The sequence below is a fragment of the Mesorhizobium sp. M1365 genome (assembly GCF_040317865.1).
Taxonomy (GTDB): Bacteria; Pseudomonadota; Alphaproteobacteria; order Rhizobiales; family Rhizobiaceae; genus Mesorhizobium.
This window is the reverse complement of sequence record NZ_JAMYLG010000009.1, coordinates 115,055-130,103: the sequence shown is the minus strand read 5'-3', so window position 1 is coordinate 130,103 and position 15,049 is coordinate 115,055. Positions and strand designations below refer to the sequence as shown.

15 protein-coding genes and 1 other RNA gene are annotated in these 15,049 nt (G+C 62.1%); 3 read left to right on the top strand and 13 right to left on the bottom strand.

The window, feature by feature from the left end; all coding sequences use genetic code 11:
- Nucleotides 1-15: 15 nt before the first annotated feature.
- The 4 genes from hflC to NKH04_RS13685 all read right to left on the bottom strand — a co-directional run bounded on the left by hflC (nucleotide 16) and on the right by NKH04_RS13685 (nucleotide 3,762).
- On the bottom strand, nucleotides 16-978 hold the full coding sequence (gene hflC, locus NKH04_RS13700) for a protease modulator HflC (RefSeq protein WP_352501020.1): 963 nt from the start codon (nucleotides 976-978) through the stop codon (nucleotides 16-18).
- A complete protein-coding gene (gene hflK / locus NKH04_RS13695; RefSeq protein WP_352501021.1) occupies nucleotides 978-2,072 on the bottom strand; it encodes an FtsH protease activity modulator HflK in 1,095 nt (364 codons plus the stop codon). Before hflK ends, hflC begins: the two co-directional genes overlap by 1 nt.
- A gap of 161 nt (nucleotides 2,073-2,233) precedes the next feature.
- The gene (locus NKH04_RS13690; RefSeq protein WP_352471618.1) at nucleotides 2,234-2,752 is read right to left on the bottom strand and encodes a dihydrofolate reductase; all 519 of its coding nucleotides are present in this window, start codon (nucleotides 2,750-2,752) and stop codon (nucleotides 2,234-2,236) included.
- Nucleotides 2,752-3,762: a DUF4424 domain-containing protein gene (locus NKH04_RS13685; RefSeq protein ID WP_352471617.1), complete on the bottom strand. Its 1,011-nt coding sequence runs from the start codon at nucleotides 3,760-3,762 to the stop codon at nucleotides 2,752-2,754. The genes NKH04_RS13690 and NKH04_RS13685 overlap by 1 nt, the downstream gene beginning before the upstream one ends.
- 141 nt (nucleotides 3,763-3,903) lie before the next feature.
- On the opposite strand from NKH04_RS13685, the gene cobF reads away from it, so the two are divergent.
- Entirely contained in the window at nucleotides 3,904-4,677 is a 774-nt protein-coding gene (gene cobF / locus NKH04_RS13680; protein ID WP_352820440.1) for a precorrin-6A synthase (deacetylating), read from the top strand.
- A 32-nt stretch (nucleotides 4,678-4,709) separates the two neighbouring features.
- On the opposite strand, the gene NKH04_RS13675 is transcribed toward cobF, so the two are convergent.
- From NKH04_RS13675 to NKH04_RS13650, 6 genes are all read right to left on the bottom strand, one after another.
- Complete coding sequence (locus NKH04_RS13675) at nucleotides 4,710-5,051, bottom strand: winged helix-turn-helix domain-containing protein (protein WP_023676697.1); 342 nt, start codon at nucleotides 5,049-5,051, stop codon at nucleotides 4,710-4,712.
- A gap of 81 nt (nucleotides 5,052-5,132) precedes the next feature.
- A complete protein-coding gene (gene modC, locus NKH04_RS13670) occupies nucleotides 5,133-6,245 on the bottom strand; it encodes a molybdenum ABC transporter ATP-binding protein (RefSeq protein WP_352768947.1) in 1,113 nt (370 codons plus the stop codon).
- On the bottom strand, nucleotides 6,242-6,946 hold the full coding sequence (modB, locus tag NKH04_RS13665) for a molybdate ABC transporter permease subunit (RefSeq protein ID WP_352539561.1): 705 nt from the start codon (nucleotides 6,944-6,946) through the stop codon (nucleotides 6,242-6,244). Before modB ends, modC begins: the two co-directional genes overlap by 4 nt.
- A 15-nt stretch (nucleotides 6,947-6,961) precedes the next feature.
- Nucleotides 6,962-7,753: a molybdate ABC transporter substrate-binding protein gene (gene modA, locus NKH04_RS13660; RefSeq protein ID WP_352471611.1), complete on the bottom strand. Its 792-nt coding sequence runs from the start codon at nucleotides 7,751-7,753 to the stop codon at nucleotides 6,962-6,964.
- A gap of 286 nt (nucleotides 7,754-8,039) precedes the next feature.
- Nucleotides 8,040-8,834: a thymidylate synthase gene (locus NKH04_RS13655; protein WP_023676701.1), complete on the bottom strand. Its 795-nt coding sequence runs from the start codon at nucleotides 8,832-8,834 to the stop codon at nucleotides 8,040-8,042.
- 113 nt (nucleotides 8,835-8,947) lie between these two features.
- Nucleotides 8,948-9,259: a DUF2853 family protein gene (locus NKH04_RS13650; RefSeq protein ID WP_023676702.1), complete on the bottom strand. Its 312-nt coding sequence runs from the start codon at nucleotides 9,257-9,259 to the stop codon at nucleotides 8,948-8,950.
- Nucleotides 9,260-9,420: 161 nt separating this feature from the next.
- On the opposite strand from NKH04_RS13650, the gene ssrA reads away from it, so the two are divergent.
- Nucleotides 9,421-9,776: a transfer-messenger RNA gene (ssrA, locus tag NKH04_RS13645) on the top strand.
- A gap of 98 nt (nucleotides 9,777-9,874) precedes the next feature.
- On the opposite strand, the gene NKH04_RS13640 is transcribed toward ssrA, so the two are convergent.
- Nucleotides 9,875-11,665 (bottom strand): acetolactate synthase 3 large subunit, encoded by a 1,791-nt coding sequence (locus NKH04_RS13640; RefSeq protein WP_353044448.1) that lies wholly within the window; start codon nucleotides 11,663-11,665, stop codon nucleotides 9,875-9,877.
- 404 nt (nucleotides 11,666-12,069) lie between these two features.
- Here NKH04_RS13640 and NKH04_RS13635 point away from each other — a divergent pair, with 404 nt between their 5' ends.
- On the top strand, nucleotides 12,070-12,810 hold the full coding sequence (locus NKH04_RS13635) for an SDR family oxidoreductase (RefSeq protein ID WP_352815392.1): 741 nt from the start codon (nucleotides 12,070-12,072) through the stop codon (nucleotides 12,808-12,810).
- Here NKH04_RS13635 and NKH04_RS13630 read toward each other — a convergent pair.
- Both NKH04_RS13630 and NKH04_RS13625 read right to left on the bottom strand, forming a co-directional pair.
- A complete protein-coding gene (locus tag NKH04_RS13630; RefSeq protein WP_353044447.1) occupies nucleotides 12,764-13,699 on the bottom strand; it encodes a LysR family transcriptional regulator in 936 nt (311 codons plus the stop codon). The two genes, NKH04_RS13635 and NKH04_RS13630, sit on opposite strands and share 47 nt — an antisense overlap.
- A 101-nt stretch (nucleotides 13,700-13,800) precedes the next feature.
- Nucleotides 13,801-15,006 (bottom strand): multidrug effflux MFS transporter, encoded by a 1,206-nt coding sequence (locus NKH04_RS13625; protein WP_023676705.1) that lies wholly within the window; start codon nucleotides 15,004-15,006, stop codon nucleotides 13,801-13,803.
- Between the last annotated feature and the right edge of the window lie 43 nt (nucleotides 15,007-15,049).

The window sequence follows — 15,049 nt, the reverse complement described above, 5'->3', positions numbered from 1 at the left end:
ATCCCTGCACCGGCCCTACTGGCCGGTGCTTGGCTGAGCCGCCGGTGGCGCGGGAGCGGCAGGTGCTGGCGCTGGTGCCGCCGGTGCCGCAGGCGTTTCCTTGCTGTCCGGGTCGCGGAAGAAGCGGAAGAACTCGGAATTCGGCGACAGCACCATCGTCGTTCCTGCGCTGTTCAGCGCCGTGCCATAGGCATTCATCGACCGGTAGAAATCGAAGAAGGCCGGATCGCGCTGATAGGCCCCGGCAAACGTCGCGCTGCGCTGGGCTTCACCTTCACCGCGCAGGATTTCAGACTCTTTCTGCGCTTCGGCGACGATTTCGACCACTTCGCGGTCGGCGCGAGCCCTGATCCGCTGCGCTGCCTCGTTGCCGCGCGCCCTCAGCCGCTCGGCTTCGGCGAGACGTTCGGCCTTCATGCGGTCGAAGGTCTGCTGCGAGACTTCGGCCGTGAGATCGGTGCGGCGGATGCGGACATCCTCGATCTGCAGGCCAAGCGAGGTGGCATCAGGTCTCAGCTGATCGCGCACCTCGCGCATCATCACGGCGCGCTCTTCCGAGAGTGCCGCCTCGAAGTCGCGCAGGCCGTAGACGCGGCGCAAGGCAGCGTCGAGACGCGTCCTCAACCGGGCCTCGGCCAGTTCGATCTGGCCGGAAACCGCGGCGCGGAACACACGCGGGTCCGAGATACGATAGGCGATAAAGGCATCGACCTCATAGAATTTGCCGCCCGAAACCTGGACACGGATGTTGTCGAGGTCGAAGCGCAGGACCCTGTTTTCGATCAGCTGGACGGTGTCGGCATCGAAGAAGGAGAATGGCGCCTTGAAATAGATGCCCGGCTGGTTCTTGACGTCGACGATTTCGCCGAACCTGAGCACCAGCGCCTGCTGGCGCGCATTGACGACGAAGACCGACGAATAGAGCAGGAACAGGATGACCGCGGCGATGACCGCAATGACGGGAAGACGGTTGGCCATCACTGGTTTCCTCCGGTGGCCGGTGCCGGCGCCTTCTGCTGCAATGCCGGCAGCGGCAGGTAGGGAACCACCCCTTGCCCGTTGCCTTGCTCGACGATGACCTTGCTCGAATCCTTCAGCACCCTCTCCATCGTCTCCAGGTAGAGCCGCTTGCGCGTCACTTCCGGCGCCTTTGCATATTCGTCATAGACCGAGATGAAGCGCTGCGCCTCGCCTTCGGCCTCCTGCACGACCCGGTTCTTGTAGGCGGCCGCGTCTTCGCGGATCTGTGCGGCCGCACCGCGCGCCTGGCCGAGCTTCTGATTGGAATACTGATTGGCCTGCTCGACGAACTTGTCCTCGTCCTGTTCGGCCCGCTGCACCTCGTCGAACGCGTCTGCCACCTCGCGCGGCGGCGCGGCGTCCTCGATGGAAATTGCGTTGACGTTGAGGCCGGCCTTGTAGCCGTCCAGCGTCGTCTGGATGATCTCACGCACCGACGCCGCAATGCCTTGCCGGTCGTCGCGGAAAATGTCCTGCGCCGGGCGCCGGCCGACCGCTTCGCGCATCGCGCTTTCGGCGACCTGCTGCAGCATGCCGCCCGGGTCGGACACGTCGAACAGATAGGCCTTCGGGTCGGAAACCTGATAGGCCACCGAGAATTGCACGTTGACGATGTTCTGGTCGCCGGAAAGCATCAGGCCATCGCCGCTGGTGCTGCCGCCGCCGATGCTGACAAGCTGCTCGGCGATGTTAGCGGTCTCGACCGTTTCGATGGGCCACCAATGGAAATGCAGGCCCGGCTGCGACAGCTCCGCCTTCGGCTTGCCGAACCTGAGCTCCACCGCAACTTCATCTGGCTGGACGGTGTACACTGCCTTGAACGCCCATAGCACCACCAGCGCCGCGGCAATCAGCGCGAACACGGCAGGGCTCGCGCCACCGCCGCCCGGCAGCGCGCGCCGCAACCGGTCCTGCCCGCGCCGGATGATATCCTCGAGATCGGGAGGCGAGCCCTGCGGGCCGCTAGGTCCTTTTGGTCCCTGACCCCAAGGCCCCTGATTGTTGCCGCCGCCCCACGGGCCGCCGCCGCCGCTCTTGTCGTTCCAGGGCATGAATGTCCTTTCGCTTGGAATTCCCTCAAGCGCCGGCTCACCGGCGCAAAATCCAATATTATTCTTCTATAGGGATGCGACGGCACGCTTTCAACGCGATCGGCTGCCGCCACTGTCCGCCTTTGGGTCCATCTAGACCTGTCGCGACCCCTTTGTCGCCTTCAATGCACGTCGCGGCGCCGCTCGTAAACCGAATAGCGTGTCGCATGGCTGTCCTTTTCGCCAGCCTCCACCTCCTGCGAGCGGACGATCCGCCACAGCGCCGGATCGATCGGCGGGAAATGGGCATCGCCGTCGACCGCGGCCAGAACATGGGTCACGTGCAGCCGATCGGCCAACGGCAGCGCCTGAGCGTAGATTTCGCCGCCGCCGATGACGCAGATCTCGTCGGCGCCGGCCATGCAGCGCCCGCGCACCGTCGCCAGCGCGATCGCGTCCTCGATCGAGTGCGCGACTTCGACGCCCTCGGCGCGCCATGCCTTGTCTCGTGTCACCACGATGTTGAGCCTGCCCGGCAATGGGCGGCCGATGCCTTCATAGGTCTTGCGGCCCATGATGATGGGCTTGCCCATCGTATCGGCTTTGAACCGCTTGAGATCGGTGGACAGCCGCCACGGCAACCCACCCTCGCGCCCGATCACGCCGTTCTCGGCGATGGCGACATAAAGCGCGAGGTCCATCAGCCGCCGTTTCCGCCATCCGACGGCTCAAGCAGCAATATGTCGATGTCATGCTCGGGGTAGAAGTTCTGCGCCTTCATCTCGAACGTCGTCGGTCCGATCTTCCTGACGTTTTCGCCGCAAAACGAGACCAGGTTCTTCGCATCGCCCTTGTCGACGGTCAGCTTGAAACTGCCGATGTTTCCCGACGCCCAGTTGCCGCCCGTGGTCAGGATATAGGCGATGCGGTTCTCGAAATATTTGGGGTAGCCGTCGGGATCGTCCTTGGCTGCCTTGCGCACGGCATTCTCGAAGGCATCGTCCATGCAGTAGCGTGTCTTGTAGGCGGCATACTGACCCTGGAACTGGCCGTCATAGAAGAAGCTGACCGAGGAGGTGCCGCCGACGCTCGGCTTGTAGCGATGCGAGACATGGACCGCCTTGTTGGCCGGAAACGTCGAGCGCCACCAATAGGTCGAGCGCAATTGCCAGAACGGCGTATAGACGGTCTTCATGCCCGAACCGTCGTCAGCAGTGTCCTCGATGATGATGCCGCGGTTGACCCAGTCGTCGGCGACCGCTTGCGGCAGCTTTGCCAGCGCTGCCTTGGCCGCATCGCCGAACGGATAGAACGGCACGCCCTGCGCCTTCAGGTCAGCGCCGATGTCGATGCCGAGCGCGAACACCTTCTGCTCGAGCTGCGGCTTTGCCGGCTCCCCGTCGATCGTCACTTCGAAGCCGAGGAAATTGTCGCTCTGCGCCTCCGGAATCGCTGGTATTTCTTCGGGGTCGCCTTCGATGTCGGGCATCGGAAAGGCGACGATCGCATCGACATCCTTGTCGGTATTGTTGCGGAAGACGTAATCGACCATCACTTTTTCCGGCGAGATGTAGAGATCCTCGCTTTCCATCGCCACCGCATCGCTGCGCGAAAGAATCAGCCCACCGGTGCCGAGTTCGGCGACCGAATCATTGGCGAGCGCAGGCGTAGCCGAGAGCGCCAAGGCTGCGGTCAGGACGTAACGGAACATGGAAACTCCCCCGGCGAGAATGCCAACATGACTCTAGCTGTTCAATGTGGCGTTTCAAAGCCTTTCGGCAAATGCGCCGGCGCCTGCCGGCATGTCGTGTCGGTCTAGACACGCCGGTCCCGATCGGGCAGGAGTTCGCCCATGCGCAAGCTTCTCGTCATCGGCATCGGCGCCGGCAATCCGGAGCACATGACGGTCCAGGCCATTAACGGTCTCAATCGGGCCGACGTGCTGTTCATTCCCGACAAGGGCGCCAAGAAGAACGATCTCGCCGAATTGCGCCGCCAGATCTGCGACCGCTTCGTCATTAATCCGGACTCGCGCCGTGTCGAATTCGACGTGCCGGTGCGCGCCGAGCCGGCGCCTTCCTACCGCTCGACCGTCGACGACTGGCACGAGGCGATCGCCGCGATCTACGAAGGCCTGATCCGCGACGAACTCCCTGAAGATGGCTGCGGCGCCTTCCTGATCTGGGGCGATCCGTCGCTCTACGACAGTGCGCTGCGCATCCTTGAGCGCGTGCGCCTCAGAGGCAATGTAGCGTTCGAGCTGGAGGTCGTCCCTGGCATCACCGCCATCCAGGCACTCGCAGCCAGCCACAAAATGGCATTGAACCGGATCGGCGACGCCATTTTGATCACCACCGGCCGCCGGCTCGCCGAGGAAGGTCTGCCCGAAAACGCCGGCAGCACCATCGTCATGCTGGACGGCAAATGCGCCTTCAACACGCTGGACGACAACGACGTCACCGTTCACTGGGGCGCCTATCTCGGGACGCCTGACGAGATCGTCATCTCGGGCCGGATTGGCGACGTCGGCGACAAGATCGTGACCACCCGTGAGCAGGCCCGCCGGAAAAAAGGCTGGATCATGGACACCTATCTGCTGCGCAAGCCGGGCGAGCCTAAGAAGTAACAGGGATCACACGCGGCAGAATTCCGCCGGCGTCACGCTGCGTCGATCTCGGCTTGCAGCGCCTCCATATGCGCCGCCGCTGCTGAAGACGCAGCCCGCTCGATCGCGCGGAAGCGGCTGACCACAGCAAGCCCGACCGACGTCAACTGGGCGCCACCGCCTTTTTTGCCGCCCGTCTGTGCCGCAACCAGCGGCTTGCCGAACACGCGGTTCATGTCTTCGACCAGATCCCAGGCGTGCTTGTAGGACATCTCCATGCCGCGTGCCGCGGCCGAAATCGAGCCGAAGGCGGCGATCTGTTCCAGAAGCTCGATCTTGCCCGGTCCGATGCGGCCATCTGGATCGAGATTTATCCGCAAACTCAGCGACGGCATTTGCTCCTCCGCGGTCACGCTATTCTACAGGTTCTGCAGCGATACCGCTATTCCAAAACGATATAGCGAATCATCGGCCGTTCACTCATCCGCCTCGGCGGGCAGGCCGGCGCCGGTATTCGCCCGGTCGAAGCTCACCGTCTTGACCACGGCGAACACCTGTCGACCAAGCCGAAGCCCCAGTGTCTGCCGCGACTGTTCTGTGATGCGGGCAAGCACGGTTGCGCCATTGCAGTCGAGGCCGATCTCGACGGTAGGCCCTTCGCCCGGCTCTATCGCCACGATCGTGCCCGGCAATATGTTGAGCGCGCTGAGGCCAACCGGCTGCTCGGTGGCGATCATCACGTCGCGGGCACGGATGCGGACGCGCACCGGCGCACCGACTGGCGTTGCCAGAAGCGGCACCCGGATCTCGCCCGCCAATGAGCCTAGCACCGTCATGCCGAAGGCTTCGTCGTGGCGCAGAACCGCGGTATCCAGCACGGCGCCGCCCTCGCCGCGCTCTTCGGCCGGCAATAGATCCAGACGCTGCATGATCGCTCCGGTCGGACCGGAAGCGGCGACCTTTCCTTGCATCAGCACCACGACGTCGCTCGCCAGCCGCGCCACTTCGGCGATCGAGTGGCTGACATAGACGATCGGGATTTTCGTCTCGTCGCGCAGCCGCTCGATATAAGGCAAGATCTCGGCCTTGCGCCGCTCATCGAGCGAAGCCAGCGGCTCGTCCATCAGCAGCAATTTCGGACTGGCAAGCAGCGCCCTGCCGATTGCCACACGCTGCTTCTCGCCACCGGAGAGTTTTGCCGGCCGCCGGTCGAGCAAATGGCCGATCCCGAGCAGTTCGACCACGCCATTGATATCGGCGTAACGCTCGGCAGCCGGCGTGAACCAGCGGCCATAGCGCAGATTGCTCGCCACGCTCATATGCGGAAACAGCCGCGCATCCTGGAACACCATGCCGATCCGCCGTTTGTGCTTCGGCACGAACAGACCGGCATCGCTATCAACCAGCACGCGGCCCTCGGCCGCGATGCGACCTTTGTCGGGGCGGATCAGCCCGGCAATCAAATTGATCAGCGTCGTCTTTCCGGAGCCGGAAGGCCCGAACAGCGCGGTCAGCCGCCCGGCGCTTTCGAAGCGGGCATTGACGGTGAAATCGCCAAGCCGGTGGCTGATGTCGACCTGAACCGTCATTCGATGTCCATCCGCCGGCCGACACGCCGCGCCAGCACTTCCGAGGCAACAAGTGCCGCCATCGAGATGACGATCGAGATCAGCGTCAGCCTGAGCGCGCCGGCGTCGCCGCCGGGAACCTGCGTGAAAGTGTAGATCGCCGACGGTAGCGTCTGCGTCTCGTTCGGAATGTTGGAGACAAAGGTGATCGTCGCGCCGAATTCGCCCATCGCCTTGGCGAAGGAGAGGATCGCACCGGCGATCAGCCCGGGCAGGATCAGCGGCAGCGTGATCGTGCCGAATACCCATAGCGGATTGGCGCCGAGCGTGCCGGCGGCCGCCTCGATTTTGCGGTCGACGGCCTCGATCGACAGCCGGATGGCCCGCACCATCAGCGGAAAGCCCATCACGCCGCAGGCGAGCGCGGCGCCAGTCCAGCGGAAGGAAAAAACGATCCCGAAATGTTCGGCCAGGAAAGCGCCGGCCGGACCACGCTTGCCGAAAGTCAACAGCAGCAAATAGCCGGTCACCACCGGCGGCACGATCAGCGGCAGATGCACCAGACCATTGAGCAGCGTCTTGCCCCAGAACTGGCCGCGGGCAAGCACAAGAGCGATCAGGATGCCCGGCGGCAGGCTGGCAATCATCGCCACGGTCGCCACCTTGATCGACAGCCGGACCGCATTCCATTCGTCGGGAGCGAGATCCAGCAGCCAGTTCATGTGCGGTGCCGTACGTCAGTTGCTCGGCGCGAGGATTGTAAAACCTTGCGCCTTGAAGAGTTCGCCAGCCTTGGCGGATTGCAGGCATTTCAGGAATGCCGGCGTATCCCTGCTCTTCGAATCCGCAAGCTGGGCGACTGGATAGATGATCGGCGGATGGGTACCCGCGGGGAAAGTGCCGACCACCTTCACGCCAGGCTCCGCATGCGCATCCGTGGCGTAGACGATGCCGAGTGCTGCCTCGCCGGTCGACACCAGCTTTAGGGCGGCGCGGACATTCTCGGCCTGCGCCACCTTGCCTTCGACCGAAGACCAGGCACCGAGCGATTCGAGGGCTGCCTTGCCGTATTTGCCTGCCGGCACAGCTTTGACATCGCCCATGGCAAGTTTGCCGTCACCGACGAGCTTGGCAAGATCGAAACCCTTTTCGATCCTGGTTTCAACCTTGGAATCCCGCGGCGCAACCAGCACGATCTGGTTACCGAGCAGTTTCACTTGGGTTTCGGGCTTGGTCAGCTTCCTGTCGGCAAGATATTTCATCCAGTCGAGATCGGCCGAGATGAACAGGTCTGCTGGCGCGCCGCTTTCAATCTGCCTGGCCAGCGCCGAGCTCGCCGCGTAGGAAATGGTCGCCGCCTCGCCGACATCGGCCTCGCAGGCCTTGTTGACGGCATCGAGCCCATCCTTCAGGCTCGCCGCGGCAAACACGACCACCTTGTCATCGGCATGGGCCGCCGGCACCGCGGCCATCAGGATGGCGGCGAGACCCGCGATGGCAATCGTCGTCGAACCTTTGCGCGCCAGCATGAAACTCTCCTCGTCTCGGAACGCCCGAAGCCGTCCATCGATATATCCATGTGAACATAACAAGGAAAGGCTCTTTATCGCCTACGGCATTCTGAGCTGAGGTTTTCCCGGCCTGCGATAATCTTCGTTGGATACAGCGGCACCGAGGCCGAAGGAAATATTCACATGAAAATCAGCGACCAGGGATTGCGCGTCAAGTCGACGTCGGCCAATAAAGATGGATGCTGACAACGCCCGAGGGCGTAGCCGCAGTAGGCAATGTCGACATGCACAGTCAGCTATGGTGCTAGACCGCGATCGGTGCCTTGATCGTCGCGTCGGCGAAATAGTTCTCGAGCCGGAAATCCTCGAAGCGGAAGGCAAAGAGATCCTTCACCTCGGGATTGATCCACAGCGTCGGCAACGCCTTGGGCGTGCGCCGCAATTGTTCGCGCGCCTGCTCGAAATGGTTCGAGTAAAGATGCGCGTCGCCGAGCGTGTGGATGAAATCGCCGGGTTTCAATCCGGTCACCTGCGCCACCATCAGCGTCAGCAACGCATAGGAAGCGATGTTGAACGGCACACCGAGAAAGATATCGCCCGAACGCTGGTAGAGCTGGCAGGAAAGCTTGCCTTCCGAAACATAGAACTGGAACAGGCAGTGGCAGGGCGGCAAGGCCATGGCCTCCACCTCGGCCGGGTTCCACGCCGAAACGATCAGCCGCCGCGAATTAGGATTTTTGCGTATCTCCTTCAGAAGATTCGCAATCTGGTCGATAGCGCCGCCATGGCCGTCCGGCCACGACCGCCATTGTTTGCCATAGACCGGGCCGAGATCGCCGTTCTCGTCGGCCCACTCATCCCAGATCGAGACGCCGTGATCGTTGAGATATTTGATGTTGGTGTCGCCGGCCAGGAACCACAAAAGTTCGTGGATGATCGACTTCAGGTGCAGCTTCTTGGTGGTGGTGACCGGAAAGCCGCGGGCCAGGTCGAAGCGCATCTGGTAGCCGAATACCGAGCGCGTTCCGGTGCCCGTGCGGTCGCCGCGATCAGCGCCGTTTTCCAGCACATGCTTCAGAAGGTCGAGATACTGGCGCATCGGCTCCGGTCCGATTCGGGTTGTCAGCCATCATAGCCGAATGACCGTCGGCCGAACACAGCAAAGCGAGACGATTCCAGCAGAAGTCTCACCAGCACCGGCGGCGAGGTTGCTCAGAGCGAGCCGAGCATGCCCAGATCCTTGGCGACGAGGTAATAGAATGTCACCCGGCTCTTGCTGTTGTCGGCCGCCATAGCCTTGCAGGTCTTTTCGATAGCCGCATCCGCCTTGGCACCGTCGGTGACGCCGAGCTTGCCGGCGACCCAGCTGTTCCTGACGCGCTTCAGTTCCTCCGGGTCGGTGCAGGACACCAGCGAGGAATCGCGGTTCCTGAGCGCGATGCCCAGATGCTTGACGATCTTGGCGACCGCGTCGGCATCCGCCGCCGCATCATACTTCTTTACGTCTGCGAGATAATCGGCCATCGAATTTCCCCTCGTCGGCGCCACGGGATCCGGTCGATGAGGATTGTGGCGCGCTGCCGCAAGTATGCGCTAGGTCTCCTCACCGCCACAAAGCTTCGGTTGAGACCGGCTGCAAGTCAACCCTTCATGATCCACTTTGGCACGGACGAAAGTGGCATTCCGGCCTTTCATTTTCCACCGCCAGTCCCTATATTCGCTTCGTCGGCTCGACCGACTATGGCGATAAACAGGCGATGAAATAAGCCGTTCGGACCCGGGGGCGGTACCCGGCGCCTCCACCAAAAACCGCTGCTCAGGAGCGGCTTTTGCTGGGGGCGAAATAGGATCGACGAAGGTGTAAAGATCGTACTTTTGCCCGGCATTGTACCACCGTTATCGGGCTAAACTTATAGTTGCCAACGACAACTATGCGGAAGCACGTCTCGCCGCGTAAGCGGTGCGATAGCTTCAATTCAAGCCCTAGTGGTTCGCACTTCTAGGCGGGGTTCGGAGGTACCTGGCAACAGAAACCTCCATTTCTCCCCCTTTTTGATATGCGCAGCCGCAGGCTCGCCCGATATGTGCAGCTGCGGGCCTGGGCTTTTTACGCCCTGATACGCCCTGGCGCCGCTGCGTTCATACCAGTCCCTGGCTGATCGTTTCGATCGCGCTGCCAAAGGTCTCGTCGGCAGCCTCATGTGACATCTCATTGTGCGCCCTGCCCGTCCTGATCATCGGAAAACAATTGGCGAGCTTGGCAACACGACAGTCAAGGAGCACCGGCCGGTCCACATCGATCATTTCCTGGATCGCATCATCAAGGTCGGCTGGTTTGTCGCAGCGCAGGCCGACCGCTCCGAACGCCTCGGCCAATTTGATAAAATCGGGCAAAGCCTCGGAATAGGAATGCGCGAGGCGGTTGCCGTGGAGAATTTGCTGCCACTGGCGAACCATGCCCATATATCCGTTGTTCAGGATGAAGACCTTGATCGGCGCGTCGTACTGGACTGCCGTCGACATCTCTTTCATGGTCATCTGAACCGATGCGTCGCCGGCGATATCGATGACGAGGCTGTCCGGATGTGCGATCTGCACGCCCAGCGCCGCCGGCAGGCCGTAGCCCATCGTCCCGAGGCCGCCCGAACTCATCCAGCGGTTCGGCTTTTCCAAGCCGTAGAATTGGGCCGCCCACATCTGATGCTGGCCCACTTCAGTGGTGATGTATGTGTCGCGATCCTTCGTCAGCGCGTAGAGACGCTGCACCGCATATTGCGGCATGATCACATCCTTGTTCATCTCGTAAGAGAATGAATTGCGTGCGCGCCAGCCGACGATCCTTCTCCACCAGTCCTGGAGGCGGCCTCCATCCGGTTTCTGAGGCAATGCGCGCCATAGACGAACCATGTCATCCAGAACATTGCCGACATCGCCTTGTATGCCGATATCGACGTGGACGTTCTTGTTGATCGAGGACGGATCTATATCGATATGGATCTTGCTGGAGTTCGGCGAAAAAGCGTCCACACGCGAGGTCACGCGGTCATCGAAGCGCGCGCCGACACAGATCATGACGTCGCAATCGTGCATCGCCATGTTCGCCTCATAGGAACCATGCAGACCGACCATTTTGAGCCAGTTCTTGCCGGAGGCGGGGTAAGCCCCAAGGCCCATAAGCGTCGAGGTGATCGGAAAGTCGGTCAGTTGAACCAACTCCCGCAGCAATCTCGATGCTTCCGGGCCGGAATTGACGATGCCGCCGCCGGCATAAATAACGGGACGGCTGGCATTGGCCATCAATTCTATCGCCTGGCCGATCTTGCCGATATCGCCCTGCAGCTTCGGTCGATAGTTCTTCAGCGCGACAACGTCTGATGGCGGCGTGTACACGCCGGACGCAAACAGAACGTCCTTTGGCATGTCGACGAGAACAGGCCCCGGTCGCCCCGACCGGGCGATGTGGAACGCCCTATGGATTGCTGACGCCAGGTCATTGACGTCTTTGACCAAAGAGTTGTGCTTGGTGCAGGATCGCGTGATGCCAATCGTGTCACATTCCTGAAAGGCATCGGAGCCGATCAATGTTGTCGGCACTTGTCCGGACAGACAGACGATCGGTACTGAATCCATCAACGCGTCCTGCAGGGGCGTCACGGCATTCGTCGTGCCTGGGCCTGATGTGACCAGCATCACGCCAACCTTGCCCGTGGACCGGGCATAACCCTCCGCGGCATGGCCGGCGCCCTGTTCGTGGCGCACGAGGATATGCTTGATGTCGTCCTGCTGGAATATCTCGTCGTAGATCGGCAATATGGCCGCGCCGGGATAGCCGAAAATATGCTCCACACCATTGTCTTTGAGTGCGCGGAGAACGATCTCCGCTCCTATCATGCGGTTGCTCGTATGCTGAATGGAATTATCGCTTGTCATGGTTCTGTCCCGTAGCGTGATGAGGATGGGTTGACGGGGCGTCGCCGAAATCGGGCGTAAGAAGAATTTCGGGCATAAAAAAAGGCCCCGTCGGAGCCTGTTTGTCGCGCACGGGTGGCTGTCGCCGGATGGTTACACCATCCTGCCCGTGCGCTTTCCTACCACTGCAAGAACCATTGCGATCTTCATGATGATCGCTGCTACACAGAAAATCGCGCATCGTCAACGTCTCAGGCTGAGGCGTCTCAGGCTGAGGCGAAAGCCCAAGGGCCTCCCATCATCGGAACCTCCGATGGCAGCATTCGTTTCTTCCCGTTTCCCTTCTTCTACGCCTTTGCGGGACAAGGCCTCAGTTTCTCGCCGCGTGTGGTCATGCCCGGCGAGCTGCCTCATGGAGAGATAAGATGAACCAGGAAACCACACCAAAACACGAACGCATCCTGATCGTTGGCGGTAGTTCCGGCATGGGGCTGTCGCTGGCCGAACAGCAGCTTGCCGCCGGCGCCGAGGTTACGATCGTCGGCCGCTCCGAGGACCGGTTGTCGGCCGCACGGCAGCGCTTGCCTCACCCGGAAAGGCTGAGGACGATCGCAGCCGACGTCACAAGCGAGGACGAGGTCCAGCGCCTGTTCCAGGATGTCGGCACGCTCGACCACATCGTCTCGACCGCCGCCGACGTTACCGGCGTCTATGTGTTGCTTCCCGAGATGGATATCTCGGTGGCGCGCAAAGTGATGGATTCCAAAGTCGTCGGACCGCTTCTTCTTGCCAAGCATGGCGCGCCTCGTCTGACGCCTAGGGGATCGATCACGCTGACCTCGGGCATCGCCGCCTATCGTCCGGCGGCGAAAGGCTCGGTGGTGGCAGCCGTTAATGGGGCACTTGGCTCACTCGCCTACGCGCTTGCCGTCGAACTGGCGCCGATCCGCGTCAACGTCGTTTCGCCCGGCTGGGTCGACACGCCGATTTGGGATGCCGTCGTCGGCAGCGGAAAGACAGCCGCGCTGGACGCCATGGCAAAGCGTCTGCTCGTCGGCCGGATCGGCCAGGCAGCCGACATTGCCCAAGCCATCACGTCCCTCATGCACAACGGCTTCATCACCGGAACCGTGCTTCATGTCGATGGTGGCCAGCGACTGGTCTAGCGATGGCCAAAATTTCGCGGACCATTGCAAGGAACAGCCGCAGCACCGGCGCTTGAATGCGGCGGTGGCGCCATACCATGGTGACCGGCGTCACCGGGCTGCTTCCGACCCAGGGCAGCACGACGATATTGGCGTCAGCCGCGGAAGCCACGAGACGCGGGACCAGCGCGCATCCAAGACCGCCTTCAACAAGGCTCCGTATCGCGCCCATGCTGGCGAACTCGCCGACGAGTTTTGGACGGTCAGGCAATGTTGCGGCAAACGTTTCGTCGAACATCCGCCTATAGACGCAACCGGGCTGGGTGACGAGGAAGGCCTCGTCGGCCAGATCGTCGGGCGTTATGGCAGAATATCCGGCCAACCGGTGATTTGCCGGCATTATGGTGACGAGCTCTTCTAATGCCACTTGCTCGCTTCGCAGCTCCGGCGGCGCCGCCGGGACGGCTCCGAAATGGAAAGATACGTCCAGCGCCCCGCTTGTCACGCCGGCACGCAACGCACTGCTATCGTCCGCCCTGAGGTTCAGTTCCACATCGGGATGGCGCCGATGGAATTCCGCCAGCACAGCTGGCAAGCGTGTCGAGCAAAGCGTCTCCAGGCCGCCGACAGTCAGGCGACCGGCAACCGTGCCGCTCGCGTCGGCGACTGCGGAACGGGCTTCGTCCGCGAGGTCGAGGAGATCGTTTGCATAGTCCAGCAGGCGTTGTCCCGCCGCCGTCAGCTTCAAGCCACGCCGTGATCTGTCGAACAGCGACGTGCCTAGATCGATTTCCAGCGCCTGGATCTGTTCGGTCACGCTCGATTGGGCAAGATGAACCCGCTCGGAGGCGCGTGTGATGTTCAAGGTGGTGGCGACCGCCACGAAGGTTTTGAGATGTCGAAGCTGCATGTCCTGAACCCGTCATATAGGCATAGGCTGCTTTGAACCGGGACCGCAAACGTGAAAAGGCCGGGAACATCGCCCGGCCTTTTTGTCTCGATAAGCGAAGTTTACTCCGCCGGCGCTTCCGCGACGTCCCGGCTGCGGCCGAGCGTTATTTTGGCCAGTGTGAAGGAGATCGCCGCGCAGAGCGTGATGCCCGCCACCATCGGCAGCGGCGTGCCGTCGAAAAACACGCCGGCGACGCCCATGGCGACCGCGCCGATGGCGAAGTGCAGCGTGCCCATCAGCGCCGACGCCGTACCGGCGATCTCGCCATGCTCTTCCATGGCCAGCACCGACGTCGTCGGGATGACCAGGCCGAGAAAGCCGTAGCCAATGAACAGCAGCGCCGCCATCACGTCGAGCCGGTCGACACCCGATGCCATCACCGCGAACAGCACCACCATCGTCGTCGCATAGCCGGTCACCGCGACGCGCACCACGCGCTGCAGCCCGAACCGCTCCGATAGCAACCCGGTCAGCTGCGACATGCCGATGAAGGCAACCGCATTGATCGAGAAGAACACGCTGTAAACCGAAGGCGACAGGCCATAATGGTCGATCAGGATGAAGGACGAGCTCGACAGATAGACGAAGAAGCTCGCAATGCCGAAGCCGGCGATGGCCGTCAGGCCAAGGAAGTTGCGGTCGCCCATCAGGAAGCGGTAGCCGGAAAGTGCCGTCCCGAAGGACGACCCGGCGCGCTCCTCGACCGGCCGTGTCTCCTTGAGCGAGGTCGCCAGCAGGATGGTGGCGAGCACGGCCGCGCCCGTCACCGTCCAGAACACGGCGCGCCAGCCGAAATTCTCGATGATCTGGCTACCGGTCAGCGGTGCCAGGATCGGCGACACCGAAAACACAAGCATCAGCAGCGACATCAGCTTGGCGGCCTCGGTGCCGGTATGCAGATCGCGCACGATCGCGCGCGGCACGGCCATGCCGGCGCTGGCGCCGAGCCCTTGCAGGAAGCGGAAGGCGATCAGCCATTCGATCGAGGGAGCCAGCGCCGAGCCGACGCCGCCGACCATGAACAGCGCCAGGCCGCCGTAGAGTGGCAGCTTGCGGCCGACCATGTCGGAGATCGGTCCGACGACGATCTGGCCGAAGCCCATGGAAAGAAAGAAGATCAGCAGGCTCATCTGCACCGCAGCAGTGCCGGCATGCAGATCCTCTCCGATTGAAGGCAGGGCCGGAAGATACATGTCGATGGCAAACGGGCCGATCGCGGACAATAGGCCGAGCACGACCGCAATGCGGAGGAATTTGGCGTTCATGATAGCAGGCTCTTTCGAATTCTGGTTGCCGCCGAGGACCGGC

Excerpts from the sequence above, each read along its gene's own strand:
- NKH04_RS13630 (WP_353044447.1), bottom strand. The coding sequence starts at position 13,699 with ATGCAGCTTCGACATCTCAAAACCTTCGTGGCGGTCGCCACCACCTTG.
- NKH04_RS13640 (WP_353044448.1), bottom strand. The coding sequence starts at position 11,665 with ATGACAAGCGATAATTCCATTCAGCATACGAGCAACCGCATGATAGGA.
- modC (WP_352768947.1), bottom strand. The coding sequence starts at position 6,245 with ATGACGGTTCAGGTCGACATCAGCCACCGGCTTGGCGATTTCACCGTC.
- NKH04_RS13690 (WP_352471618.1), bottom strand. The coding sequence starts at position 2,752 with ATGGACCTCGCGCTTTATGTCGCCATCGCCGAGAACGGCGTGATCGGG.
- NKH04_RS13655 (WP_023676701.1), bottom strand. The coding sequence starts at position 8,834 with ATGCGCCAGTATCTCGACCTTCTGAAGCATGTGCTGGAAAACGGCGCT.
- modA (WP_352471611.1), bottom strand. The coding sequence starts at position 7,753 with ATGCTGGCGCGCAAAGGTTCGACGACGATTGCCATCGCGGGTCTCGCC.
- hflC (WP_352501020.1), bottom strand. The coding sequence starts at position 978 with ATGGCCAACCGTCTTCCCGTCATTGCGGTCATCGCCGCGGTCATCCTG.
- cobF (WP_352820440.1), top strand. The coding sequence starts at position 3,904 with ATGCGCAAGCTTCTCGTCATCGGCATCGGCGCCGGCAATCCGGAGCAC.
- NKH04_RS13625 (WP_023676705.1), bottom strand. The coding sequence starts at position 15,006 with ATGAACGCCAAATTCCTCCGCATTGCGGTCGTGCTCGGCCTATTGTCC.
- hflK (WP_352501021.1), bottom strand. The coding sequence starts at position 2,072 with ATGCCCTGGAACGACAAGAGCGGCGGCGGCGGCCCGTGGGGCGGCGGC.
- NKH04_RS13685 (WP_352471617.1), bottom strand. The coding sequence starts at position 3,762 with ATGTTCCGTTACGTCCTGACCGCAGCCTTGGCGCTCTCGGCTACGCCT.
- modB (WP_352539561.1), bottom strand. The coding sequence starts at position 6,946 with ATGAACTGGCTGCTGGATCTCGCTCCCGACGAATGGAATGCGGTCCGG.
- NKH04_RS13650 (WP_023676702.1), bottom strand. The coding sequence starts at position 9,259 with ATGGCCGATTATCTCGCAGACGTAAAGAAGTATGATGCGGCGGCGGAT.
- NKH04_RS13635 (WP_352815392.1), top strand. The coding sequence starts at position 12,070 with ATGAACCAGGAAACCACACCAAAACACGAACGCATCCTGATCGTTGGC.
- NKH04_RS13675 (WP_023676697.1), bottom strand. The coding sequence starts at position 5,051 with ATGCCGTCGCTGAGTTTGCGGATAAATCTCGATCCAGATGGCCGCATC.